Origin of the sequence: Paracoccus maritimus, from assembly GCF_025195095.1 — a bacterium.
In the GTDB taxonomy this organism is placed as follows: domain Bacteria; phylum Pseudomonadota; class Alphaproteobacteria; order Rhodobacterales; family Rhodobacteraceae; genus Paracoccus; species Paracoccus maritimus.
This window is the reverse complement of record NZ_JANAVZ010000015.1, coordinates 1-26,010: the sequence shown is the minus strand read 5'-3', so window position 1 is coordinate 26,010 and position 26,010 is coordinate 1. Positions and strand designations below refer to the sequence as shown.

Genomic DNA, 26,010 nt, shown 5'->3' with positions numbered 1-26,010 from the left:
TGCGATAATCTGCGGATCGTATGGTTCAGTACCCTTTATCCGATGTCGATGACGACCCGTCGCGGATCATGGATCCCGTCTCCTGGCAGGTCGCCGAGGCGACTCTTGCAGGACCGCTGGCGCGCGCGGCAATGGCGTTGGGTCGGCTGGATGGTGCTCTGACGGCGCTGGATGCGTCGCGGCTGAGGCCTGGTGCGATCGCGCGGCTGGCAATGCGCGAGACCGAGGCCATTCTATGGACGGCCGGCACGCCTCTGTCGGCCGAAATTCTGGGCCGCGACGTGATGGATGCCCGCGCCGACAGCGATCCTGACGCGCTGCGCGCCGGACGGTGGGCGCTGCGGCGGCTGCAGGGGCGGGGCCGTCTGGACGATCTGCGCGACTTCCTGGGGCTTCACCGCCTTGATGCAAGCGGAACCACGGCGTTGCTGCCGCTGCGGGCGACCGGCGATGCGTTCGACGCGGCCGCGACGGAGTTCGACATGGCGATGGCGGCGGCGGCAGGTCTGCATCCGCTGACGCGGGCAGCCTTTGGAGAGTTGGCGTTGCGGTTGTCCGATCTTACGCCCGAGGGCGACATGGTCGAGCCGGCCTGTTGGGCCGCCCGGACCATGGCGTGTGATTGTGTCGCGGCGGTGTTCGCGCCGATCGGCCGGTCGCGCCGCAAAGTTCGGGTTGCGGGCGGCGCGCCGGGTCAGCGCCTTTCCGCGTGGTATGATGCGATCGCCGAGGGCGCCGATGCGGCAAGGACCGAACTTGCCCGGTTGACGGCATGGCAAGATCACGCGCGGCGTCGGGTGGCCCGGATCAAGGGGGACAACCCTTTGCGGATCGTGGCGGTTCTGGCGGCGTCGCCACAGATGACCACGGCGATGGTCGAGGCCGAAGCCGGGATCAGCCGCGACACTGCGGAACGCCTGCTGGTGCGTCTGGCCGGAATGGGGCTGGTCCGCGAGACCACCGGCGCCACGCGTTTCCGGGTGTGGACCGCCGCATTGTGAATCCGGCAGGGAGTGTGTCGCTCTGGATCGGCGCGCCATGAGTGACAATCCTTCCACACGACCTTTCATCAGTGGGCGTCTTGACAAGTGGATAGGCATAGAACAGGATCTAAAGCGCTTTAGAAACTAGGCGACCGGCGCGGGGAGGTGCCGATCAAGATGGCCAAGCGCAGTTCGCTTCGCGAGATCGCAGAAGAGTTGGGCTTGTCGGTGCCGACGGTTTCGCGCGCTTTGGGGGGCTATTCCGATATTGCCCTTGCGACACGCGAACGCGTCGCGGACGCCGCCCGGCGGCTGGGATACGAACCCAATTCGGCCGGGCGAATGCTGGCATCTGGGAAGTCGGGATATGTCGGGCTGGTCCTGCCGGTGGGCGAGCGCCAGTTCGTGGACGCCTATCTTGGCGCGATCGTCGCGGGCCTGTCCGAAGGCCTTGCCGAGCGGGATCTGCAATTGATGATCGCGGCCGTCGCGCCCGGCCATACGCCGCTGGACACGATCCGAAAGCTGGTGAACGCGCGCCGGGTCGATGGGCTGGTGCTGACGAGGATCGCATCCGAGGATCCTCGGATCGCCTTTCTGCTGGATCGCGACCTGCCTTTCGTGACGCTGGGGCGCCAGCGCGACGGCATGCCCGATCACCCGTGGCTGGATGTCGATGACGGTGCAGCCTTCGATCACGCGATCGAGACGCTGGCCGGGTTGGGGCATCGTCATGTCGGTCTGATCTCGATCACGGACGATCTGACGTTCGCGCGGCGCCGCGAGGCCGCCACCGAAGCCGCGGCAAGCAGGCTGGGCCTGCGTCTGTCGCGTTGTGCGGCGGCGCGCGACGATCGCCGCGCGCGTCACGACGGAATCGCCTCGATCCTCGCGGGCAAGGACAGGCCGACCGCTATACTGGGACTTGTCGACGGGATCGCGCTGGACGTGCTGATGATCGCGGCCCGGATCGGATTGTCCGTTCCGGCAGAGCTTTCCGTGATCGGCTTCGACGATATCTCGGGATCGGCCTATTCGGCGCCGCCGCTGACAACATTCGACCCCGACAACCGTCAGGTCGGTCGGCTGGCGGCCGGGATGATGCACGATCTGCTGACTGCCCGTGACGGCGCCCCGACGCAGATGATGTGCCAGGCGCAGTTCGTTTCGCGGGCGACGCACGGTCCTGCGCCGCTACTCGAATGAAAAAACAGGGAGGAAACAACATGACCAAATTCAGACTGACGACCGGCATTGTTGCCGCCGGGCTTGCGCTTTGTGCGACGTCGGCGCAGGCGCAGGATCTGCTGTTCTGGTCCACGCAGGCCAAGCCCGTCGAGGAAACGCAGCGGATGCGCGACGACGTTCTGTCGGGGTTTGACCAGCCGGTGGACTATCAGGCCGCCGACGAAGGCCCCTGGATCACCCGGATTCAGGCCGAAACACAGGCCGGGTCAGGCAGCATCGCATTGTTGGGCGGGTTGCACGGCGATTTCACCTCGGTCGAAGGCGGGCTTGTCGATCTGGATACCGATCTGGACTCGGCGAATGTCGTGCCCGCCTATGCAGAATTGGGCAAGCTTGGCGGTGACGGACAGAAATACGTCCCCTGGATGCAGGCGACCTATATGATGGCGGCCAACAAGCAGGCGCTGGAATTTCTGCCGGAAGGCGCCGATCTGAACGAGCTGACCTATGACCAACTGATCCAGTGGGCCGGCGCCATGGCCGAGGCCACAGGCGGGCCGAAATTCGGTCTGCCTGCCGGTCCGAAGGGGCTGAAGCACCGGTTCTTCCAGGGCTATCTGCTGCCGTCCTATACCGGCGGGGTCGTGCGCACCTTCAAGTCTGCCGAGGCGGAAGAGGCGTGGAACAAGCTGGCCGAATTGTGGCAGTTCACCACCCCTGCATCGACCAACTATGCCTTCATGCAGGAACCGCTGCTGACCGGAGAGGTCTGGGTCGCCTTCGACCATACCGCGCGCCTTGCGGAAGCGTTCAATCAGAAGCCCGACGATTTCGTGGCTTTCCCGACCCCCAAGGGGCCGAAGGGTCGCGGCTACATGCCGGTCATCGCCGGCATGGCGATCCCGGCGACGGCGCCCGATCCCGAGGCGTCGGCGGCGCTGATCGACTATATGCTGTCGCCCGAGGCCCAGATCGCAACGCTTCGGGCCACGAACTTCTTCCCCGTCGTCGATGTGGACCTGCCAGATGACATGCCGCCCTCGGTCAAGGCTGCGGGCGAGGTGATCAGCTATACCTCGAAATCCGAGGACTCGATCACGGCGCTGCTGCCCATGGGCCTTGGCGATGCGGGCGGAAAGTTCAACCAGGTCTATGTCGACATGTTCGAGCGCACGATACTTGGCGGCCAGCCGATCCGTGATGCGCTGGACGATCAGGCAAACGCGCTGGACGCCCTGATGAAGGAAACCGGCGCGCCCTGTTGGGCACCGGACGCCCCGTCCGATGGTCCCTGCCCGGTCGAGTGACGGCATCAGGCCGGCACGGCGCCAATTCCGTGCCGGCCCCAAGATCCTTGTTTCATCGACTCCGCTAGCCAGAGGTGGCCATGTTGACGCCAGCCCGGATCCCCTATCTGCTGCTGCTCCCGGCGACATTGTTCCTGTGCGCCTTCTTTCTGTATCCATTCGTGCTTGTCGCGATCGAAGCTTTTACCCGTGACGGAACTTTCACCGCACAGAACTTCCAGACTGCTTTGGGGCACTGGAAATTCCCCGCAGCGATGACCAACACGTTGCTGCTGGCGGCGGTGGTGGTGCCGATCCAGACGGCGCTGGCGCTGCTTATGGCGGTGCTGGTGACCAAGATGACCAGCGGCCGCGACATGGCGCTGTATGTCTTCACGATCCCGTTGGGCATCTCGGATCTTGCCGCGGGCATCATCTGGCTGGCCATCTTCGAGCAGTCGGGCTTTCTGAATTCGATGCTGTATCACCTTGGCATCATCGACCAGCCTGGCACATGGCTTGGTTATCAAAGCAAGGGCGTGATCTTCGCGGCCGTCGTGCTGGCCGAGGTGTGGCGGGCGACGGCGATCATGCTGGTGATCCTTGTCGCCGGGATGGGGCTTATTCCCAAGGAATATGATGAAGCCGCCGAGGTTTTCGGCGCTTCGCCCTGGAAACGCTTCATCCGCGTCACGCTGCCGTTGCTGAGGCCCAGCCTTCAGACCGCGCTGATCCTGCGGGTCATCCTGGCCTTCGAGGTTTTCGCGGTCGTGGCTGCGCTGGGGGGAACCTCGCTGCCCGTCCTGATGGGTGAAACCTATCACTGGCAGTTCGCCTTGCAGGATCGCGGCGTGGCGGCGGCGTTTGCGATCGTCATCCTTGCCATCTCGATCGCGGCGACGCTGGTCATCATGCGCGCGCTGCGCGTGCCCAAGGAGGCCCGGATATGACCACGACAACCCTGACGGATGCGCTACCCGCGCATCGCAAGCGCGGGCGGTTCGCGATGCGGGCCGCGGTGGTCGCGCTGCTTTTGTGGGTGCTGGTGCCGCTGTGGCTTCTGGCGGTGAACACCTTCAGCTCGCCCGACGCGGTGAACGGATTTCCGAAATCGCTGGTGCCGGAATTCGATCTGGGCAGCTTGTCGTTCTTTGCCGGGTTTCAGGGTGTCAGCCGCGCCTTGCTGAACTCGGCGATCGTCGCACTGCTGACCATGATCATGTCGATCGGCCTGGGCGCGCCTGCCGGCTACGCCCTGTCGCGGTTCGATTTTCGCGGCAAGGAGAGCTTTCGGCTGTTGGTGCTGATGACACGGGCCTTTCCGCTGCCCTTGCTGGCGCTGCCGCTGGCCGTGATGTTCATTCGCGTGGGTCTGGATGACAGCCTGTTCGGGCTTGCCCTGGTCCACACCACGCTGGCGCTGCCCTTCGCGGTGTTGATCACATTCTCGCTGTTTTCCGGCATCCCGATGGAGCTGGAGGAAGCCGCTTGGACGCTGGGTTGCACGCGCATCGGTGCCTTTCACAAGGTGGTCTGGCCGCTGATCCGGCCGGGGATCGCCGCCAGTGCGGTGTTCGCCTTCGTCATTTCGTGGAACGAGGTTTTCGCCGCTTCGGTGCTGACCATCCAGAACCGGACGCTGACCGCATTCCTGCTGCAATCGCTGGACGTCTCGCCGATGCCGCTGAAATTCGCGGGTGGCTTCGTGCTGGTCGTGCCCGCACTGATCTTCATCTTCCTCGTGCGCAAATATCTGTTTGCCATGTGGGGCATCGCCAACCGCTGAGGAGGGGTTCATGGCTATCATAGAAATCAAGAACGTGGCCAAGCGTTTCGGCGCCGTCACCGCGCTGCACAATGTTGACATGACCATCGCTGACAAGGAATTCATGGTCCTTCTGGGCGCCTCGGGTTGCGGAAAGACCACCTTGCTGCGGATCATCGCCGGGCTGGAAACCCCATCCGAGGGCGAAATCTGGATCGGCGGGCGACGGGTGGACCACCTGCCGCCGCGCCAGCGCGGGATCGCCATGGTTTTCCAGAACTATGCCGTCTTTCCGCATCTGACCGTGTTCGAAAACATCGCCTTCGGCCTGCGCATGCAGAAAACCCCACAGGATCAAGTTCGGCGCCGCGTGACCCGCACCGCCGAGCTGATGCATATCGAACAGTTGCTGGAACGCTATTCCGGTCAGTTGTCGGGGGGGCAGCGCCAGCGCGTGGCCGTCGCGCGTGCCTTGGCCATGGAGCCCGAGGTGATCCTGATGGACGAGCCGCTTTCCAATCTGGACGCGCTGTTGCGCCTTGAGATGCGGGCCGAATTGAAGGGCGTTCTGGCCGAAGCGAAATCGACCGCGATCTATGTCACCCATGATCAGGTCGAAGCGATGAGTCTGGCCGACCGCATCGCCGTCGTCCACAAGGGACGCATCGTACAGGCAGCCGAACCGATCGAGGTCTATCGCAATCCGGCGACGCGCTTTGTTGGCAGCTTCATCGGCAACCCTCCGATGAATTTCCTGCCCGCGCGCGCGGATGGCGGTGGGCGCTGGTCGGTTGCAGGGTTCTCGCTGCAGGGGCCGACCGCCGAACGACCACTGGAATTCGCCATCCGGCCCGAGGATCTGACCCCCGCCGAGGCCGGCATTCCCGCCATCGCCAGGGTGGTCGAGCCGCTGGGTCCGCATCTGCTGGTCACCACAGAGGTCGAGGGCCAGACCTTCCGCGCCGTTCTGGAAAGCGAACGTCGCGTGGTGCCGGGCGACCGCCTGCATCTGGCACCGATGCCAGGGCGTGCCCGCTGGTTCGATCCGGAAACCGAAACCGCCATTGCCGCCTGAGGAAGATGTGACCCAGATGACCCGACCCGACTATGCCGCTGCCGCCGAGATATTGCGCGAAAATGATCGCGGCGCCTACACCGTTCCGACCAAGGGATTGTATCCCTTTCAGTGGAATTGGGATTCCTGCCTGACCGCGCTGGGGCTTGCGGCGCTGGACGAGGATCGCGCCTTTACCGAGATCGAGACCCTGTTTGCGCATCAGTGGCCGGATGGAATGGTGCCGCATATCGTCTTTCACGTCGATGACGACGGCTATTTTCCTGGTGCCGATGTCTGGAACACCGCGCCGATCCTTGGTCTGGCAACGCCGACCTCGGGTATCACCCAGCCGCCTGTGGCGGGCTTCGCCCTGGCGCGGCTAATGCAACGCAGTGCCGATCCTGCCGCCTTCGCAGACCGCGCCCGCGTGCTGGCAGGCGCGATCGACCGATGGCATGACTGGTTCTTCCGTTGCCGCGATCCCGAAGGGCAGGGGTTGGTGGCCATCCTGCATCCTTGGGAATCGGGGCGCGACAATTCGATCGACTGGGACACGGCCTTCGAACGGGTGCCGACGGATGGGATCGCGCCATATACTCGTCGCGATACCCAGCATGCAGACCCCGAACATCGCCCAACCAAGGACCAGTATGACCGCTATCTGTGGCTGGTCGAACATTTCCGGTCGATGGGCTGGGACAATACGCGACTGCATGACGCCTCGCCCTTCCGGGTCGTCGATCCGGGGTTCAACGGCATCCTGATCCGATCCTGCGCCGACCTGGCGGAACTGGCGGACCGGCTGGATCTGCCGGAGATCGCCGCCCGCAACCGCGACCGCGCGGCCCGTGCGACCACGGCGCTTGAGGCGCTGTGGGACGAAGGTCACGGGCAGTATCTGTGCCTTGACCGGGTCACCGGCGATCTGATCGGCAGTGCGTCGGTGGGAGGCATCCTGCCGGCTTTTGCGACGCTGCCGCCCGCACGGTCGGCCGCGCTTGCCGCGCGGGTCGACGCGCTGGCCGGGCAAGTCCAGTTCACGGTGCCCAGCCACGATCCGGCCGATCCGCGTTTCGATCCCCTGCGCTACTGGCGCGGCCCGGTCTGGTTGATCGTGAACTATCTGATCGCCGATGGGCTGCGGGCTGCGGGCCACGAGTCCACCGCGGAACGCATCCGGCACGATTCCCTGCGTCTTATCACGACCGGTGGTTTTGCCGAATATTACGGTCCTCGGGATGGCACGCCTTGCGGCGGCGGCCGGTTCACCTGGACCGCCGCGATGGTCATCGAGTTCCTGCGAAAGGCCGCATGATGCGGATCCTGGCCGTCACGGCGCATCCCGATGACGCCGAAATCTTCATGGGAGGCAGCCTGCTGGCCTGGCGCGAGGTGGGCGCCGAGACGTTCATCCTGATAGCCACGGATGGTCGGCTTGGGGGCAAGGGTGACGCGGAGGCGCTGGCGGCGCAGCGTGCGAAAGAGGCCGCCGATGGCGCAGCAGTCCTGGGTGCCGCATTGAGCATGCTTGGTTTGCCGGATGGCAGCCTGACGGAACGGTTGCCCGAGGTGACGGGTCTGCTTGGCGCGGCGATCCGGAATATCGCGCCCGATCTGGTTATGACCCATCCCGTGAACGATTATCATGCGGATCATCGGGCGCTGGCCACCGCGGTCTTGCAGGCGGCGGGATTCCGGGTGCCTGTGGCACATTGCGACCCGCCTTCTGGCCTTGGGGTAGAGCCGCGCTACTGGATCGACATCGGCCCCCATGCGAAGGACAAGGCGCGCGCCATTCTCTGCCATCAGACGCAGCAACCTGCGCGGTTCGTCCAGCGTGCCGAAACCTTGTCACGGCTGCGTGCCGCACAATGCGGCGATGATGCCGGCCATGCCGAGGCACTGTCCTTCTGCCCGCGCTATCCCTTCGCCGATATTCGGGCGCTGATCCCGCCGCCGCCCCGTGTCACCCCGGTTCGTGACCGGCGCGATTGAGCCGGGCCCTGGCTGCTTATCCGACCGGAGGGGTTGCCGTGGTGGCCCTCATGATCAGCTCGCATTCGAAACACGTGCGGATCATCGCGTCTTCGGATTCGCTGTCCACCGCTGCCACCAGATGATCCGCTGCTGCCGCCCCGATCCGGCGCGCCGGGATGCGGATCGTGGTCAACGGTGGCTCCAACTCGGCCGAGCCGACGAAATCGCCGATGCCGATGATGGACAGATCCCCGGGCACCTTCAGCCCCAGCTTAAGCGCGGCATACAACGCCCCCTGTGCGATCACGTCATTGCCACACAACAGCGCGGTCGGCCGGTCGACAGAGGCCAGCAGTTCCAGGCTGGCCCGCTTGGCCTGGCCGGTATTGTAGGGCGTCTGTATCTGCCAGTCGGCGCGATCACCAAGCCCTGCGGCCTTCAGGGTTGCCTGGGCCGCCGACCGCCGTGATCGGGCCCGGTCATTCTCGCCCGTATCGGGGAAGATCGTCGCGATCCGGCGATGGCCCAGCATCAGAAGATGGCTGGCGGCAATCCGCCCCGCCTCGGCATTGTCTATCCCGAGGCAGGAGATCGTCGAGACTGGATCATAATTCCAGATGGCCAGCGCCGGCAGCCCCTGTTCGCGCAACACCCGATATGTATCTTCGCCATGATCCAGCCCGATCAGCGCAAGCGCATCGACGCGGTGTTCCAGAAGCTTGCGCACCAGCGCATATTCGGTCGCCAGATCATAGCCGTGGGATGCCAGAAGCAGGGTGAAGCCTTGCTGGCTGACCGCGTCGTTGAAGGCCTGGACCAGCTCGGCGAAGATGACATTGGCGATCGTCGGAACGATCAGTCCTATCGTGGCGCTGCGCCGGCCGTGGATCGTCTGGGCGGCCCGATTGCGGATATAGCCGGACTTCCGAATCGCCAGATCGATCTTCTTCCGGGTCGCCGGATGAACCAGATCGGGGTGATTCAGCGCCCGCGAAACGGTGGCAGCCGACACGCCAGCAAGACGTGCTACGGAAACAATATCAGGTTTATCACTCTGTTTTTTCAACAGTTTTAGCCCTATTGCGGATATTTTATGAAAACATTTGCAAGACTATTTTCATGTCCTATCGTGAAAATCGTGATCCGGCAATCGAGGAGTTGCGGGGTCGCACACCAGGGAGGACCACCGGCGCACGCGTCGGCGTCCATGGCTTTTCGGAAAGCGTGTGACGAATATGAATATTTCGAATGATATCCTTTCGGTCGATGCGGTCATGGCCGATGCGCGCGATGCTCAGGCCGTGTTCGAAGCCGAAGGCAGCCAGGCGCGTTACGATCGCGCGGCGCAGGCGGCGGCCTGGGCGATCATGGAGCCTGGACGCAACCGGCGTCTGGCCGAACTGGCGGTCGAGACGACCGGGCTTGGAAATGTCGCCGACAAGATTACCAAGAACCACCGCAAGACACTGGGTCTGATGCGCGACATCAGCGGCGTTCCGACCTACGGTATCCTGTCGGACGACCACGCCACCGGAATCGTCGAAATCGCCCGGCCCATCGGCGTGGTGGGGGCTGTCGTGCCCTCGACCAATCCGGCCGCTACCCCGGCGAACAATATCATCAACGCACTGAAATGCGGCAATGCGATCATCCTGTCGCCGTCGCCCAAGGGGGTTGCCTGCTGCGAGATGCTGCTGGATTTCATCCATGCCGAGTTCGACAAGATCGGCGAGGACAAGCGCTTGGTGCAGATGCTGCCGGCGCCCGGCAGCAAGGCGAAGACCCAGCGTCTTCTGGAAACCTGCGATCTGGCGATCGTCACGGGCAGTCAGGACAATGTCCGCCGCGCCTATGAAAGCGGCACACCGGCCATCGGCGTCGGCGCGGGCAATGTCGCGGTTATCGTGGACGAGACGGCTGATCTGGCCGCCGCCGCCACCAAGATCGCCGCATCGAAGACCTTTGACAATGCGACCTCGTGTTCGTCCGAAAATGCCCTGATCGTGGTCGATGCGGTGTATGACGATTTCGTCGCTGCGATGGCGGCCGCGGGCGGTGCCGTGGTATCTGCCGCCGAAGCCGGCGGTATCGTCGCGAGACTGTGGCCCGACGGGCATCTGAACCGCGAGATCATCGCGAAGGATGCCGATGTCATGATCGAAAAGCTGGGCCTGACGGGAACCGTTCCCGAAGGGATCAGCTTTCTGGCTGTCGAGACCGATGGGATAGGGCCGGCACATCCATTGTCCGGCGAAAAGCTGAGCCGCGTCGTCGCCCTATACCGGGCCCGCGATTTCGACGATGCGACCGCCATCGCACGCCGGATCCTTGACCATCAGGGCGCCGGCCATTCCGTCGGGTTGCATTCCGACGATGCTGAACGGCCCGTCGCGATGGGCCGCGCCTTGCCGGTCTGCCGGGTCATCGTCAACCAGGCGCATTGCTTTGCCACCGGCGGGGCGTTCGACAATGGTCTGCCCTTCTCTCTGTCGATGGGGTGCGGTTCCTGGGGTGGCAACTCGATCGATGCGAACCTGCATTGGCGGCACTATCTGCAGCATACCCGCGTGGTTCGGCCCATTGCCCCACGTGAACCGGCGCTGGAGGATATCTTTTCCGAATACTGGGCTGAGGTCGGCAAATGAGGTTCGATCCGGACCTGCCACCGGGCGGGACGACCCGCGACTGGCTGGATTTTCGCGCCGAGAACGAGGCGCAGCAGATCAGCCATGTCTTTCCCGACGATGACAGCACGCTGAGCTGGGCCGCGTTGCGCGACCGCGCCGCCGAGATAGCCGGCAATCTGGCCGGGATGGGGATCGCGAAGGGCGACAGCGTCGCGCTGATGATGCCCAATGGGCGCAATGCGGTGCTGGGACTGTTCGGGGCTCTCTATGGCGGGTTCCGGGCGACGATGATCAACCTTGTCGCGGGCGCCGATGCCATTGGCTATGCGCTGTCGCATTCGGGCGCGAAGATCGTCCTGGTCGCCGAAACGCAGCGCGATCTGCTGGACCGCGCGCTGGTCGGCAACGAGAACAAGCCCATGGTCGTGACTGCCGGGACCGGCGGCTTTGCCTGGCCTGCGGGTCTGGTGGCCGCCGCGCCGCATCCGCATGACGCCGACGATGACGCATTGCTGATGTATACATCCGGCACGACCGGGCGACCCAAGGGCGTGCTGCACAGTCATGCCAGCCTGCTGGCCGGAGGCTGGACGACAACCGCGGCGCATCACCTGACCGAGGCGGACCGCGCGATGTGCGTGCTGCCGATCTATCATATCAACGGGCTGTGCGTGACGATCATGGGTCCGCTGATCGCGGGCGGGATCGCAATCGTCTGCGAACGATTTTCGGCAGGTCGGTTCTGGTCGCTGTGCGAGGAATATCGCGCGACGTGGTTTTCGGTCGTGCCCACCATCATCTCGCATCTGCTGCATGGCGAGAGGACACCGGATCTGACCACGCGGTCGCGAATCCGGTTCGGCCGATCCGCCTCGTCCGCGCTGGCCGTCGAGGTGCAAAGCGCGTTCGAGCAGCGCTTCGGTATCCCGATCGTCGAGACGATGGGCCTGACCGAAACCGCCGCGCAGATCCTGTCGAACCCGCTGCCGCCCGGCATGCGCAAGATCGGCTCGCCCGGTCAGGGCGTGGGCAACGAGGTGGCGATCATGGATGCCGAGATGCGTCCCCTGCCGCCGGAAACCGAGGGAGAGATCTGCGTGCGCGGCCCCAATGTCATGCGCGGCTATCTGGACAACCCCGAGGCTACTGCGGCTGCGCTGACCGCTGATCGCTGGCTGCGCACGGGCGATCTGGGCCGGATCGACAAGGACGGATATGTCTTCGTGACCGGCAGGTTGAAGGAACTGATCATCAAGGGCGGCGAGAACATCGCCCCGCGCGAAATAGACGAGGCGCTATATGCCCATCCGGATGTGATCGAGGCCGCAGCCTTCGCCCGCAAATGCGCCCGCTACGGTGAACGCGTCGAGGCGGCAGTGGCCCTGCGGCCCGGATCAGGGCTGAGGATCGAAGAGCTGACGCAACTTTGCGAGGACCGCCTGGGCAAGTTCAAATCGCCCGATGTTATTCACCTGATGGCCGAACTGCCGAAAGGCCCGTCCGGAAAGATTCAACGCCTGCGGCTGGCACAGATGACCGAATAAGACCGCAAGCCCGTCCGCTTTGGGAGGAGAGGACGGGACAGCAAAAAAGCAACGGTCGTAACGGGAGGAGAAACCGATGTCCTACAAAGCCTTACTGACATATGCACTGACCGGCGCAAGCACGGCGGCACTGATCGCCTCGGCCGGGATGGCCAGCGCGCAGGACTATCCGCAGCGTCCGATCGAGATGGTCGTGACCTTCGGTCCTGGAGGCGGCGCGGACCTGATGGGCCGGCAGATGGGCCGGTTGATGGAAAAGCCGCTTGGCGTCTCGATCCCGATCTCGAACGTGGCGGGCGCATCCGGGAATGCCGGCCTGACCCGGCTCAAGACCGACGCGCCGGATGGGTACACGATCGGCACGCTGATTTCGCTGACGGTGGCCTCGTGGGCATCGGGGCTGGGCGATAGCAGCGTCGATGATTTCGAGGTGCTCGCCGTCGTGCAGAATTCGCCGTCGTTTCTGTTCGTGCCCGCCTCCAGCCCTTATCAGACCGCTGAAGATCTTTTCGCCTATGCAAAGGAAAATCCGGGCGAACTGACGGTGGCGACCTCGGGGTATGGAACGCAGGACGACGTCACGCTGAAACTGCTGGCCAAGGACGGGGTTCAGATGGAGAACGTACCGTTCCAGTCGCCGGGAGAGCGCTATGCATCGCCCATCGGCGGCCATACCGCAGTCCTTTATGAAGAACCGGGCGATGTCGCACAGTTCCTGAAGGCCGAACAGTTGAAACCGCTGGTCGTGTTCTCCGAGGAACGGCACCCGGCTTTTCCGGATGTCCCCACCTCGACCGAACTGGGATACGAAATTTCGGGGCTGGACAATTTCCGCACGGTCGCGGTGCGCGCCGGAACCGACCCCGCCATCGTCGAAAAACTGCAATCGGCGGTCGAGGAATCGGTCGCCAGCGAGGAATGGCAGAAATTCTGCGCCGAGACCTATAGTTGCATCGAGCCGGTTACCGGCGAGGATGCGCAGAAGATGGTCCAGGACTTCCTTCAGCTGATCACGGATCAGCTGGCAAGCTGAGGCAGGACGATGGCGATGGTCGAGAAGGCGCGAGACGACCGCGCGTCCTGGCGCGACGCGGAACCGAAACACGTGGCGGCGCAGGGCGGCCGTGGCAAGGCGATGGCGCGGCTGATCCCGGTGGCGGTACCGGCGATGTTGCTGGTCGCGGCACTGGTGCTGCCCGCCTTCATGTTCACCGGCGACCGACGACCGGACGTGCCCGGCCTTGGTCCGGCGGCCTGGCCGAACGTGGTTCTGCTGCTGTTGGGTGTCTTCTCGTCGATCTGGCTTGCGATCGAAGTCTGGGGGCTGGTCAAGTGGCGAGTCTCGACCAGCCTCTCGGCCCCCCATGACGAGGATGTCTATCACTATGGCAAGGCGCTGGTTGGGATCGGCCTTGTGATCGCCTTCGGATGGTTGCTGCCCTATGTCGGCTTCGCCATCGCCTGCGCGGGGTTCCTGCTGATCTGGTGCCTGTATGGCGGGCTTCGAAACCCGTTCGTCCTGGTTCTGGTCCCGACCCTGGGCACGATCGCGCTGCTGTGGATGTTCATGGGTCTTGCGCTGATGCCGCTCAGCCGGGGTGTCGGCATCTTCGACCAGTTCAGCGTCGCTTTGCTGCAACTATTGGGCATCTACTAAGGGGGCGCGACCATGCAGACCATAGATCTTCTGTTCGCCGGGTTCGCATCGGCATTCCAGATCGGCGCGTTCCTGACGGTCGTTGTCGGCCTTCTGGTCGGCGTGATCGCGGGTGCCCTGCCGGGCATTTCCTTCGTCAACGCCATGGCGATGGCGCTGCCTTTTACCTATGCGATGAATGTGACCCACGCGATGCTGTTTCTGGGCGGCATCTATGTCGGCGGCGTCTTTGGCGGATCGATCTCGGCCATCATGATCAACGTTCCCGGCACGCCGGCCTCGCTGCCGGCCACCTGGGACGGCTATGCGATGACCAAGAAAGGTCAGGTCAAGCGCGCGCTGACCATCGCGGTGACGGCCTCGGCCGTCGGCGGTCTGGCCAGCGCCCTGATGCTGACCTTCCTGTCCGCACCCTTCGCCAAGTTCGCGATGAAGTTTTCGCAGCCCGAGTTCTTCGCGGCCACGGTCCTTGGGCTGGTCAGCGTCATCGCCATCGCCAAGGACAAGCCGATCATCACGATGATCTCGCTGCTCAGCGGCATGGCCATCGGGACCGTCGGTGTCGATCCGCTTTACGGGCAGGCCCGGTTCAGTTTCGGGATTCCCGAAGTCGAAAGCGGCATCCGCTTCGTCGTCGTGATGATCGGCCTGTTCGCCATCGGCGAGGTCGTCGATCTGGTCGCCACCGACCGCGATCTGCGGCCCAAGAAGGCGGACGGCAAGATGGCCGGTGCCAGTTTTCGCGACATCTGGAACGTCAAGGGCGCCATTGCGCGGGGCACGGGCCTTGGCTGCATGATCGGGGTCATTCCGGGCGCGGGCGCCACGCCAGGCGCGGTCATCGCCTACGGGGTCGAAAAGCAGATCAATCCGCGCGGCAAGGAATTCGGCACCGGCGTCGAGGCCGGGCTGGCGGCGCCCGAGGCCGCCAAGAACGCCACCACCGGCGCCGCGATGGTTCCGCTGCTGACACTTGGCATTCCCGGCAGCGCGGCGACCGCGATCATGCTGGCCGCGATGATGCTGCAGGGCGTCAATCCCGGCCCGCTGCTGTTCATCATGGATCCGTCGATGGTCTATACGATCTTCGCCGCGATGATCATTGCCAACGTGCTGATGATAGGTGCGGGCGTGGGCGTGGCACAGATGTTTTCGACCCTGATGCGGACGCCGCCGGCGATCCTTGCCGGGTTCATCGTGATCCTCAGCCTGATCGGAGCCTACGGTGTCAGGAACAATATCTTCGATGTGCATGTCTGCCTGATTTTCGGCGTCATAGGCTGGGCGATGAAGCGCGTCGGCTTTCCGTCGGCGCCGATGGTTCTGGGCGTGATCCTGGGCCCCCTGGCCGAGCGTTACTTCCTGACCGCGGTCGCCAATTCCCGGCAGGATTACACGGTCTTCTTCACCCGCCCGATCAGCGCGACGATCCTGTTTCTCGCCCTGATCTTCGTGCTGTGGTCGCTGTGGCCGTCTGTCAGATCGCGCATCAAACGGCAGCCCGCATAAGCGGGCGACCCAAGGAGCAATCATGAATCAGCCATGGATCGACACCTCGCCCAAGGTTTCGGACGAGATCCGCAAGACCACCTGCTACATGTGCGCCTGCCGCTGCGGCATCAACGTTCACATGAAGGAGGGCCGCGTCGCCTATATCGAGGGTAATCGCGACCATCCGGTGAACAAGGGCGTGCTGTGCGCCAAGGGCTCGGCCGGGATCATGCAGGTCAATGCGCCGGCGCGACTGCGCGCACCGCTGCGCCGCGTCGGCCCGCGCGGCTCGGGCGAGTTTAAGGAAATCTCGTGGGACGAGGCCCTGGGCCTTGCCAGGGAATGGCTGACCCCGATCCGGAAATCCGACCCTTCGAAGCTGGCCTTCTTCACCGGTCGCGATCAGTCGCAAAGCTTTACCAGCTTCTGGGCGCAGGCCTTCGGCACACCCAATTATGCCGCGCATGGCGGGTTCTGTTCGGTGAACATGGCGGCGGCGGGCATCTATACGATGGGCGGTGCGTTCTGGGAATTCGGCCAGCCCGACTGGGATCGCGCCAAGCTGTTCATGCTGTTCGGCGTGGCCGAGGACCATGACAGCAACCCCATCAAGATGGGCATTGGCAAGTTGAAGGCTCGTGGCGCGCGGATCATCGGCGTGAACCCGATCCGGTCGGGCTATAACGCGGTGGCCGATGAATGGCTGGGCATCACGCCGGGCACGGATGGCCTGCTGATCCTGTCGCTGGTTCATTGCCTGATGGAGGCGGGCAAGATCGACCTCGATTACCTGGCGCGCTATACCGATGCGCCGTTGCTGGTCGATGACGAGACCGGATTGTTCCTGCGCGATGACGGAGGCAAGACGCTGGTGATCGACCGCGCGACCGGTCATCTGAGACCGTTCGATGAGAAGGGCGTGCGCCCCGACCTGAACGCCAGCCATCCCGGCCATCGCACGGTGATGCAGCTGATGGCCGAGCGTTACCTGAAGCCCGAATACGCACCCGAGGCCGTTGCAGACCGCTGCGGAATAGCCGCACCCCGTATCCGGGCTGTCGCGGCGGAAATCGCGCGCGTGGCCTTTGACGAGGCGATCACGCTGGACCAGGCCTGGACCGATTTCCGGGGCGAGCGGCACGAGAAGATGACAGGTCGCCCCGTCGCGTTTCACGCGATGCGCGGGATCTCGGCGCATTCCAATGGTTTCCAGACCTGCCGGGCGCTGCATGTCCTGCAGATCCTTCTGGGTTCGGTCGAGGTTCCGGGCGGGTTCCGCTTCAAGCCGCCCTATCCGAAACCTGCCACGGCGCATCCGAAACCGCATTGCAAGACCACGCCAGATATGCCGCTGGACGGCCCGCATCTGGGCTTTGTCCATGGTCCCGAAGATCTGGCGCTGAAGGCGGATGGCAGCCCGGCACGGATCGACAAGGCCTTTACCTGGGAAAATCCGATGTCGGCGCACGGGCTGATGCATATGGTGATCTCGAACGCCCATGCCGGCGATCCCTACCGGATCGACACGCTGTTCATGTACATGGCGAACATGTCGTGGAATTCGTCGATGAATACGGGCGGCGTCATGAAGATGCTGACCGACACCGACGAGAACGGCGACTATGTGATCCCCCGGATCATCTATTCCGACGCCTATTCGTCCGAGATGGTGGCCTATGCCGATCTAGTCCTGCCCGATACGACATATCTGGAACGCCACGATTGCATCAGCCTGCTGGACCGTCCGATCTGCGAGGCCGACGCTGCGGCGGACGCGATCCGCTGGCCGGTGGTCGAACCGGACCGCGATGTTCGCGGGTTCCAGACCGCCCTGATCCAGCTGGCCAACCTGATGGAGTTGCCGGGCTTTGTTCATGAAGACGGCAGCCCGAAATGGCAGGATTACGCGGATTATATCGTCAATCACGAACGCAAGCCGGGCGTCGGCCCGCTGGCCGGGTTTCGGGGCGACGGTGAACAGGTGGGACGCGGGACGCCAAACCCCGATCAGTTGAAGCGCTATATCGACAATGGCGGCTTTTTCGTCTCGCATATTCCGGAAGGCGCGGATTTCTACAAGCCGTGGAACATGGCCTATCAGGATTGGGCTGTCGGCATGGGCCTTTATGATGCGCCGCAGCCCTATCTGTTCAACCTCTATGTCGAACCGATGCGCAAGTTCCAGCGCGCGGCCGAGGGCCATGGCGACCGCCAGCCGCCCGATCATCTGCGCGACCAGATCCGCAAGGTGATGGACCCGCTGCCGATCTGGTATGCGCCGTTCGAGGACGGCCACGCCGATCCCGAGGAATATCCGATCCACGCCCTGACCCAGCGTCCGATGGCGATGTATCATTCCTGGGGCAGCCAGAACGCGTGGCTGCGGCAGATCCACGGCCGGAACCCGATGTATGTGCCGCGCGAGATTTGGGATTCGCATGGCTTTGCCGACGGTGATTGGGCGCGCGTCAGTTCGATCCACGGGGCAATCACCGTGCCGGTCGCGCTGCATGCCGGCCTGAACGGCAGCACCATCTGGACCTGGAACGCGATCGGCAAGCGCAAGGGGGCGTGGGCCTTGGACAAGGACGCGCCCGAGGCAACGAAAGGCTTTCTCTTGAACCACCTCATCCATGAATTGCAGCCGCCCCGCGGCGACGGGATGCGCTGGTCGAATTCCGACCCGATTACCGGTCAGGCCGCGTGGTTCGACCTGCGCGTCAAGATAGAAAAGATGCCGGCGCAGCACGAGACGGATCCGGACATGGGCGCCATGGCGTCTCCGGTCGGCCGCGGCCCGCGCAACCTGCGCTGGAAGGTGGGCAAATGACCGCACTTCCGGAACGGATTGAGCGCAAGCTGGGCTTGGTGATCGACCTCGATACCTGCGTCGGCTGCCATGCCTGTGTCATCAGCTGCAAGGGCTGGAATACCGAGAACTACGGCGCGCCCCTGTCGGATATGGACGCATATGGCGCGGACCCCGTGGGCACCTTCCTCAATCGTGTCCACAGCTACGAGATCCAGCCCGAAGGGGGCGGCTGTGCCCAGACAGTGCATTTCCCGAAATCTTGCCTGCATTGCGAGGATGCACCTTGCGTGACCGTCTGTCCCACCGGCGCCAGCTACAAGCGCGCCGAGGATGGGATCGTGCTGGTGAACGAGGATGCCTGCATCGGCTGCGGCCTCTGCGCCTGGGCCTGCCCCTACGGCGCGCGCGAGATGGACCAGGCCGAGGGCGTGATGAAGAAATGCACCCTCTGCGTGGACCGCATCTACAACGAAAATCTGGAAGAGGTGGATCGCGTTCCGGCTTGCGTGCGCACCTGCCCGGCAGGCGCGCGGCATTTCGGCGATCTGGGCGATCCGGACAGTGCCGTCAGCCAGCTGGTCGCGGAACGCGGCGGCTTTGACCTGATGCCGGAACAGGGCACCAAGCCGGTGAACAAATACCTGCCACCGCGTCCGAAGGATCGGTTGACGGGCGGCGTCGCCACGGCGCCCGTCTTGCCGACAGAACGGCGCGATGCGACCGGCTTTCTTGCCTGGCTCGACCGCACGCTGGAGAAGATCTGAATGCATCCTGCACCTTCCGTCATTCTCTTTACCGTGCTGTCGGGCGCGGGGTTTGGCTATCTGGCCTTTCTGGGGCTGGGGGCGGCCTCCACCGGCTGGCCGGCCTTCTGGCAATTCGCGCTGGCCTTCGCGATGGCGGTGGGGGGGCTTGTCTCATCGGTCTTCCACTTGGGCAATCCGCAGCGCGGATTGCTGGCCTTCACGCAGTGGCGCACCAGCTGGCTGTCGCGCGAAGGCTGGGCTTCGGTCGCGACACTGCTGATCATGGCGGTTTTCGCCATCTCGGCGATCTTCTTCGGGTCGATCCCGCCGATCCTGGGCGTAATCGGAGCAGCCCTTTCCGTCGCGACGGTCTTCGTGACCTCGATGATCTATGCCCAGATGAAGACAGTTCCGCGCTGGAATTCGCCGCTGACTCCGACCTATTTCATCGCCTGCGCGCTGACCGCCGGTGCGATCCTGTCAGCAACCTGGAGCCTTGCCCTGATCCTGTTGATCGCTCTGGGGCCGTTGCAGGTTTTCTGCTGGATGTCCGGTGACGGCCGCTTCGCGCAAAGGGGCCACGACATGAACTCGGCAACCGGTCTGCATGGACAGATCCGCATGTTCGAATCCCCGCATAGCGGAACGAACTATCTGCTGCAGGAATTCGGCTTTCAGGTCGCCCGGCGCCATGCTGCCAAGCTGCGGGTGATCTGCATCTGCCTGATCTCGGTCCTGCCTGCGATCACGCTGCTGATCGGCGCGCACCCGATCGCCTTCGGTTTGGCCTTTGCGCTGCATCTGTTGGGTGTGTTCGTGTCGCGCTGGCTGTTCTTCGCCGAGGCGCGACACGTGGTGCAGCTGTATTACGGGCGTGAAGCGGCCGCAGCCTAGTTTCGGCCATCAGCGCCAATCGCAAAGGACCTTCCGCAGGGGCATATCGCCCTTTGCCTGAGTGACAGCTGCCGGAAGGCCCGTGCTGATCAGACCGTCTCTGCCAATTCTGCGGCCGTCCTCGTCAACAGCGGCAGGTGCAGTCTTGCGTCATCCAGCGTCAGGCGCTGGACCGGCGCATGAAAGGAAAGCGTTCCGAAGACCCTGCCAAGATTGTCGCTGATCGGCACCGCCAGGGCGATCATGCCCTCGATCATTTCCTGGGCGTCTTCGGCGTGGCCACGTTCCCTTGTCGTCTTCAGCTCGGCGACCAGCGCGTCTCGTTCGGTGATCGTGTGCGGGGTCTGTGCGGTCAGCGTCACACGGCGCAGCAGGCGCGACAATTGCGATTGCGGCAATGTGGCCATGTAGGTCTTGCCGGATGCTGTGCAGTGCAGCGGCACCCGGCTTCCGATCGGCAGTCGGATGCGCAGCGGCCAGTGGGTCTCGACGCGATCGACATAGACCATCGCATCTCCTTCGGGCATCGAGATATTGCAGGTTTCGCCAACCTCGCTTGCCAGACGCTGAAGGATCGCCATGCGTTCGCGGCGCAGGCCCGGACCGCTGAAGGTATTCGCCGCCAGCCGTCTCAGCAGGTGACCGGCGACGAAACCGCGACCGCCAAGATCCCGCATCAGCCATCCATCGTCCTCGAGCGTCTGAAGCAGGCGGTGGATGGTGGGCTTGGGAAGGTCCAGCGCCTGACCGATCTCAAGCGCGGACAGCGGCGCCGCCGCCTCGGCCACGGTCTTCAGGATATAAAGCGGTCGCAGGTTGTTCTGCGGCGCCTTGTCGGTGCTTGCGTCATCTTCGCGGCCGATACTGTCCATATCCCCTGTCCACACAATCAGCGCCACCGCATGTCGCCTCAGCGTGAGGGAAGCAGGATTGTCGTCAGCGATGGTGTCACGGCGACAAGAATCCAGACGGTCAGCAGAGCCGCAAGATAGTAAAGCGCATAGCGCAGCAACCGCATGTAGGGAACCCCCGTGACGCTGGAGGCGACATAGAGGTTCAGCCCGTAGGGCGGCGTGACGAAGCCGATCGATGCGCCGACCAGGAAGATCACGGCAAAATGCACCGGGTCCATCCCGTTCGCCGCCGCCAGCGGAGCCAGGATCGGTGCCAGGATGATGGTGACCGGAAGGCTTTCCAGAACCATTCCGCCGATGAAGATGATCGCCATCGACGCCGCCAGCACGATCCAGTAACCGCCCAGTCCGGCGACCCAGGTTCCGATCGCATCCTGGGCACCAAGCAGCGACAGGATCTGCTGCATGACCACGGAAATCCCGATCAGGGGCGCAAGAATTCCGGTGATCTGGGCGGATCGCATGGTGATCGAGGGCAGATCCCTTATCTGAAACCCTTCAACCAGAATGCTGGCGGTGTAGGTCCGGGGCCGGCCGTCTTCGTCCATGCCCGAGGCGACCAGCGGATACAGCCAGCGGCTGAGAATGCCGACGATGACGCAGAAGCCGACGGTGACCGCCGCAGCCTCGGTCGGGGAAAACTTGCCGGTGTAGATGCCCCACAGGACCAGGCCGATGGCAAAGAACCCAAGCCACGCACCGAAGGCGGTCCGCAGCACTCGGCCGATATCGAAGCGGATGATATGGCCCCAGCGGTTGTATCGCGATACAATCCAGCAGACCACCTGCATCGCGACGACCATCATGATGCCGGGGATGATCCCTGCGACGAAAAGATCCGAAATCGGCAGGTTCATCAGGAAGCCATAGACGATGAAGATGATCGATGGCGGGATGATGATGCCGACGGTCCCGCCAGCCGCAGCTGTCGCGGCCGCAAAGCGCGTATCATAGCCCCCCTTCACCATCTCGGGATGCATCATCGACCCGATCGTGGCGGTCGTCGCGGAGTTCGAACCCGAAATGGCGGCGAACAGCCCACACGCCCCGATGGCGGCCATCGCAAGCCCGCCGCGCAGCCAGCCCAGGACCGCGTAGGCGAAATCCGACAGGCGTCGCGCGATGCCGGCCTTGTTGATCAGGTCGCCGGTCAGGATGAACAACGGCATGGCCAGCAGCGCGAAGCCGTTGGAAAACGCATAGGTCAGCGCCGCGCCGATATTGTCGAAGGTCATCCCCAGGACGATCGAGCAGCCGATGACCCAGTAGGCGATGACCAGAAAGACCGGCACGCCCAGCATGAACAGACCTGTCACGGCCAGCGAAATTAGTGTGATCCACGTGGAATCGGTCATTTTGGCCTCTCAGCTGTCGCCCAGGGTGGTCAGTTCGATCAGCGGCGCACCCGTGCGAAAGCGGCGCAGATCCTCGAACAGGTTTTCGACCGCACGAGCGGCGAGGATGGTGAACGAGACGGGCACAAGGATCACGAACCACCAGACCATGACGTGATCGGTTCCCAGCAGGATCTGGAAATTCGAGGCCGAGTTTGCGGCCAGCCGCAACGTCGTCGTGACCGCGATCCAGGCCATGCCCAGCCAAAGCAGGTTGTCGACCACCAGGCAGCCCAACTGCCCGCCGCGCCCCATGCGGCTGCGGAACTCGCTGAAGGCCAGATGCGCGCGCAGCTTCACGTTGAACGCGCAGCCGAACCAGGTCAGCAGCAGGAACAGATAGGGCGGCAGGGTCGTGGACCAGGGTTCTTGCAGGCTGAAGACGAAACGGCGGATCACCTCGACGAAGATGATCGCGGCAATGGCCAGGTAGACAGCGACCATCAACACGCGTTCAAGGTGCCGATCCAGAACCGGAACAGCCCGGAACAGCGCCAGGATAAGCGCCGCACCGACAGACATCACCATCAACCCGAACAGCCACGCCGCGGGTTGGCCAAGTGCGGTGTTGATTTCCCAGGAATCCCGCGTCGCCAGCGCGGAAAGGATCGTGCCCAGATCGGCAAATATGCTTGCCATGATAAGAATTCCCCCCCGATTGCGACGCCCTTGAACGGACGTCGCCGTGTTGCAATCAGGCCGACCGCCACCAGCGGCGCGGCTCGACGTTTTCGGGCTTCATGTCCGCCGGGATCTCGCGCGCGATGCGATAGATCTCGTCATAGGTGTCGATGCCGCCCGACCACTGCATCAGTCGCTCGCGCCACTGGCTCCACGGATCGGGGTTGAACTCGGGCGAGCACATCTCTTCGGCCTTGCGACGTTCTTCGTCGGACAGGAAAGCGCAGCGAACGCCGTGTTCGGCGAACAATGTCCCGGGCATCTGAGGGTCCGAGAAGCCGACCGTCTTGATCAGCGCGGCCTCGTTCGCGGCTTGCGCATGCACCTGCGCCAGATAGGCGGATTCCATCACCGCATCCTGCAGATGCGGTTCCAGCGCGTCGAAGACCTTGGACGACATCGCGCAATGTTCGGTGCCGCAGAAAAAGCGAAGATCGACGGACTGGCTGACCACCGGAGTCATGTTGGCATAGGCCACGGCCGAGGCCCAAGTCTCGGCCCCGTCGATCAGCCCCTGTTTCAACCCGTCGATCGTCTCTTCCCATGCCACCGGCACCGGATTCAGGTTCATCAGCTGCATCGCGATCCGGCCCAGTTGAGTGCCGGTGACGCGGTTCTTCGTGCCTGCCAGCTGGTCGATGCTGGTGACCAGATCGCGGTCCTTCCATTTCAGACCCAACTGGATTCCCCGCAGTTCGCAATGCGAGAACAGGAACTTGATCCCATGCCGCTTTTCCAGTGGATCGCGCAGGATCCGCTGGCTTTCAGGGCTGTAAAGGAAATGATACTGCGACGCCCGGGTCGGGAACATGTAGGCAAAGTCCAGCACGTTGTAATACGGCGCCACCCCGGCTGAGTTCTGGGTCGAGGCCGCGAAGAATTCGACGACGCCAAGCTGGGTCTTCTCGACGCAATCAAGCTGGCCGCAGATCTGGTTGTCGCCGATGAATTCGATCCGGATCTCGCCGTCGGTACGTTCTTCCAGATCCCGGGCGAATTCCAGGAACCCCGTGCGTTCGATCAGCAGGTTGCGGGCATTGAAGCCCGACGCGCCCATCTTGAACGTGTATTTCGGCTCCTTCGAGAAGCGCTTTTCATAGGTGCTTTCGGCGGCGCTGGCCAGTTCCGCGGTCGTCATAAGGCCTGCCGCACCACTTATCGCCATGGCCGTGGATGTCAGTCCGAACCGGCCCGCGACGCGCAGAACGTCCCGGCGCGAAAGCCCGCGGATGGTGTCCATACTTCCCTTCATCACACTCCTCCTCCCTAAAGATGCGATTTTTGAGACTTGTAGTATCATTTCTAATTGTTTACGTTCGCATTGCAAGAGGAATCTGCGGTCTTCTGTCATTCGCAGTCTTGTGGGAGGGATAAGTTGGAAACCGATTATCTTGTGGTCGGAGCGGGTTCGGCCGGTTGCGCGCTTGCAAATCGCCTGTCTGAGGATCCCGGCGTGACGGTCACGCTGCTTGAAGCCGGATCGTGGGACTGGAATCCGTGGATCCATATCCCGGTCGGATATTTCAAGACCATGAACAACCCTTCAGTGGACTGGTGTTATCGGACCCAGCCCGATCCGGGTCTGAACGGGCGCCAGCTTGACTGGCCCCGTGGCAAGGTCATGGGCGGGTCGTCGTCGCTGAACGGACTGCTTTATGTCCGGGGGCAGCCCCAGGACTATGACCGTTGGGCGCAGATGGGTTTTTCCGGCTGGTCATGGGACGATGTCCTGCCGCTGTTCAAGCGGGCCGAGAATCAGGAACGCGGGGCTGACGAGTTTCATGGCGCCGGCGGACCTCTGAACGTGTCGGACATGCGCCTTTCACGGCCGATCTGCGATGCGTGGGTGGCGGCGGCACAGGCCGCAGGCTATCCGTTCAATCCCGATTACAACGGCGCCACGCAGGAGGGTGTGGGATATTTTCAGCTGACCACCCGCAAGGGTCGGCGCTGTTCCGCAGCCGTGGCCTATATCCACCCGGTCCGCAAGCGCCCGAATCTGCGCATCATCACCCGCGCCCAGACCCGCCGCGTCATCATCGAAGGGGGGCGCGCCGTCGGGGTCGAATATTCCGACCGCTCGGGCGCCGTGCAGCGGATCGATGTGAAGGGCGAGGTCATCCTGTCTGCCGGTGCCATCGGCAGCCCGCAGATCCTGATGCTTTCAGGTGTCGGCGAGGCCGGGCATCTGGCCGAACATGGCATCCCGGTCGTCGCCGATCTGGCCGGTGTGGGGCAGGGTCTGCAAGACCATCTTCAGGCCCGGCTGGTTTATACCTGCAATGAACCGACCCTGAACGACGAAGTGCGCAAGCTGTGGCAGCAAGCCCGGATCGCCCTGAAATATGCGCTGTTCCGCGCGGGCCCGATGAGCATGGCCGCCAGTCTGGCCACCGGGTTCATGCGCACGAATGACCGTGTCGCGACGCCGGATATCCAGTTCCATGTCCAGCCCTGGTCCGCCGACAGCCCGACCCAGGGCGTCCATCCGTTCTCGGCCTTCACCATGTCTGTCTGCCAGTTGCGGCCCGAAAGCCGGGGCAGCATCCGCCTGAAATCGGCGGATCCGTCGGTCTATCCAGCGATCCATCCGAACTATCTCGCGACCGAGACCGACTGTCAGACCATGGTCGATGGCGTGAAGATCGCCCGGAGTATCGCCAGGGAACGGCCGCTCTCCGGCAAGATCACCGCCGAAATGCGTCCGGGTCCCGATGCGCAGGACGATGCCGCCTTGCTGGAATGGGTGCGCAATTCCGCCGGCACGATTTTTCACCCAACGGGCACGGTCGCGATGGGCCCGGTTCTGGATGAAAGGCTGCGCGTCAAGGGCATCCGTGGCCTGCGGGTCGCCGATTGCTCGATCATGCCCGAGATCGTCTCGGGCAACACCAACGCCCCCGCGATCATGATCGGCGAGAAGGCCGCCGACCTGCTGCGCGAGGATCGCAGGCGCGGTGCCTGACAACCAATCGAAGAAAGGGAGGATTTGTC

22 protein-coding genes are annotated in these 26,010 nt (G+C 63.6%); 17 read left to right on the top strand and 5 right to left on the bottom strand.

All coding sequences use genetic code 11. The annotated features are described in order from the left end of the window. The first annotated feature begins 20 nt into the window (after window positions 1–20). The 8 genes from MU516_RS17370 to MU516_RS17335 all read left to right on the top strand — a co-directional run bounded on the left by MU516_RS17370 (window position 21) and on the right by MU516_RS17335 (window position 8,274). The gene (locus MU516_RS17370) at window positions 21–1,001 is read left to right on the top strand and encodes a hypothetical protein (protein ID WP_260278523.1); all 981 of its coding nucleotides are present in this window, start codon (window positions 21–23) and stop codon (window positions 999–1,001) included. A 159-nt stretch (window positions 1,002–1,160) separates the two neighbouring features. After that, window positions 1,161–2,189: a LacI family DNA-binding transcriptional regulator gene (locus tag MU516_RS17365; protein ID WP_260278522.1), complete on the top strand. Its 1,029-nt coding sequence runs from the start codon at window positions 1,161–1,163 to the stop codon at window positions 2,187–2,189. Between the two features lie 20 nt (window positions 2,190–2,209). Continuing rightward, window positions 2,210–3,478: an ABC transporter substrate-binding protein gene (locus MU516_RS17360; protein ID WP_260278521.1), complete on the top strand. Its 1,269-nt coding sequence runs from the start codon at window positions 2,210–2,212 to the stop codon at window positions 3,476–3,478. An 80-nt stretch (window positions 3,479–3,558) separates the two neighbouring features. Continuing rightward, window positions 3,559–4,407 (top strand): carbohydrate ABC transporter permease, encoded by an 849-nt coding sequence (locus MU516_RS17355; protein ID WP_260278520.1) that lies wholly within the window; start codon window positions 3,559–3,561, stop codon window positions 4,405–4,407. Then, the gene (locus tag MU516_RS17350) at window positions 4,404–5,243 is read left to right on the top strand and encodes a carbohydrate ABC transporter permease (protein ID WP_260278519.1); all 840 of its coding nucleotides are present in this window, start codon (window positions 4,404–4,406) and stop codon (window positions 5,241–5,243) included. The genes MU516_RS17355 and MU516_RS17350 overlap by 4 nt, the downstream gene beginning before the upstream one ends. A 10-nt stretch (window positions 5,244–5,253) precedes the next feature. Further along, window positions 5,254–6,297, top strand: coding sequence for an ABC transporter ATP-binding protein (locus MU516_RS17345; protein ID WP_260278518.1), 1,044 nt, complete (start codon window positions 5,254–5,256; stop codon window positions 6,295–6,297). Window positions 6,298–6,313: 16 nt separating this feature from the next. After that, entirely contained in the window at window positions 6,314–7,594 is a 1,281-nt protein-coding gene (locus MU516_RS17340; RefSeq protein ID WP_260278517.1) for an MGH1-like glycoside hydrolase domain-containing protein, read from the top strand. Then, a complete protein-coding gene (locus tag MU516_RS17335) occupies window positions 7,594–8,274 on the top strand; it encodes a PIG-L deacetylase family protein (RefSeq protein WP_260278516.1) in 681 nt (226 codons plus the stop codon). Before MU516_RS17340 ends, MU516_RS17335 begins: the two co-directional genes overlap by 1 nt. Before the next feature lie 16 nt (window positions 8,275–8,290). Here the strand turns inward: MU516_RS17335 and MU516_RS17330 are convergent, their stop codons facing one another. After that, window positions 8,291–9,322, bottom strand: a complete 1,032-nt coding sequence (locus tag MU516_RS17330) for a LacI family DNA-binding transcriptional regulator (protein WP_311319119.1) — start codon at window positions 9,320–9,322, stop codon at window positions 8,291–8,293. A gap of 169 nt (window positions 9,323–9,491) precedes the next feature. Here MU516_RS17330 and sauS point away from each other — a divergent pair, with 169 nt between their 5' ends. The 8 genes from sauS (at window position 9,492) to MU516_RS17290 (ending at window position 20,027) form a co-directional block, all read left to right on the top strand. Next, window positions 9,492–10,901, top strand: a complete 1,410-nt coding sequence (sauS, locus tag MU516_RS17325) for an acylating sulfoacetaldehyde dehydrogenase (protein ID WP_260278515.1) — start codon at window positions 9,492–9,494, stop codon at window positions 10,899–10,901. Next, entirely contained in the window at window positions 10,898–12,427 is a 1,530-nt protein-coding gene (locus tag MU516_RS17320) for an AMP-binding protein (RefSeq protein ID WP_260278514.1), read from the top strand. The genes sauS and MU516_RS17320 overlap by 4 nt, the downstream gene beginning before the upstream one ends. Before the next feature lie 76 nt (window positions 12,428–12,503). Beyond that, window positions 12,504–13,460, top strand: a complete 957-nt coding sequence (locus MU516_RS17315) for a Bug family tripartite tricarboxylate transporter substrate binding protein (RefSeq protein WP_260278513.1) — start codon at window positions 12,504–12,506, stop codon at window positions 13,458–13,460. Between the two features lie 15 nt (window positions 13,461–13,475). Beyond that, window positions 13,476–14,084 (top strand): tripartite tricarboxylate transporter TctB family protein, encoded by a 609-nt coding sequence (locus tag MU516_RS17310; protein WP_260278512.1) that lies wholly within the window; start codon window positions 13,476–13,478, stop codon window positions 14,082–14,084. Between the two features lie 12 nt (window positions 14,085–14,096). Continuing rightward, window positions 14,097–15,593 carry a tripartite tricarboxylate transporter permease gene (locus MU516_RS17305; RefSeq protein WP_260278511.1) on the top strand — a complete coding sequence of 499 codons (1,497 nt, stop codon included), beginning with the start codon at window positions 14,097–14,099 and terminating at the stop codon, window positions 15,591–15,593. Between the two features lie 22 nt (window positions 15,594–15,615). Beyond that, window positions 15,616–18,405 (top strand): molybdopterin oxidoreductase family protein, encoded by a 2,790-nt coding sequence (locus MU516_RS17300; protein WP_260278510.1) that lies wholly within the window; start codon window positions 15,616–15,618, stop codon window positions 18,403–18,405. Then, entirely contained in the window at window positions 18,402–19,151 is a 750-nt protein-coding gene (locus MU516_RS17295) for a 4Fe-4S dicluster domain-containing protein (RefSeq protein ID WP_260278509.1), read from the top strand. Before MU516_RS17300 ends, MU516_RS17295 begins: the two co-directional genes overlap by 4 nt. Continuing rightward, window positions 19,152–20,027 (top strand): dimethyl sulfoxide reductase anchor subunit family protein, encoded by an 876-nt coding sequence (locus MU516_RS17290; protein ID WP_260278508.1) that lies wholly within the window; start codon window positions 19,152–19,154, stop codon window positions 20,025–20,027. Between the two features lie 89 nt (window positions 20,028–20,116). Here MU516_RS17290 and MU516_RS17285 read toward each other — a convergent pair whose 3' ends face one another. From MU516_RS17285 to MU516_RS17270, 4 genes are read right to left on the bottom strand one after another with little or no spacing between them, the layout of a single operon-like run. Beyond that, entirely contained in the window at window positions 20,117–20,899 is a 783-nt protein-coding gene (locus MU516_RS17285) for an IclR family transcriptional regulator (RefSeq protein ID WP_260278507.1), read from the bottom strand. 38 nt (window positions 20,900–20,937) lie between these two features. Further along, window positions 20,938–22,296: a TRAP transporter large permease gene (locus tag MU516_RS17280; RefSeq protein ID WP_260278506.1), complete on the bottom strand. Its 1,359-nt coding sequence runs from the start codon at window positions 22,294–22,296 to the stop codon at window positions 20,938–20,940. A 9-nt stretch (window positions 22,297–22,305) separates the two neighbouring features. Beyond that, the gene (locus MU516_RS17275; protein ID WP_260278505.1) at window positions 22,306–22,974 is read right to left on the bottom strand and encodes a TRAP transporter small permease; all 669 of its coding nucleotides are present in this window, start codon (window positions 22,972–22,974) and stop codon (window positions 22,306–22,308) included. Window positions 22,975–23,029: 55 nt separating this feature from the next. Continuing rightward, on the bottom strand, window positions 23,030–24,268 hold the full coding sequence (locus MU516_RS17270) for a TRAP transporter substrate-binding protein (RefSeq protein WP_260278504.1): 1,239 nt from the start codon (window positions 24,266–24,268) through the stop codon (window positions 23,030–23,032). A gap of 123 nt (window positions 24,269–24,391) precedes the next feature. Here MU516_RS17270 and MU516_RS17265 point away from each other — a divergent pair, with 123 nt between their 5' ends. Beyond that, on the top strand, window positions 24,392–25,981 hold the full coding sequence (locus tag MU516_RS17265) for a GMC family oxidoreductase (RefSeq protein WP_260278503.1): 1,590 nt from the start codon (window positions 24,392–24,394) through the stop codon (window positions 25,979–25,981). Window positions 25,982–26,010: the final 29 nt, after the last annotated feature.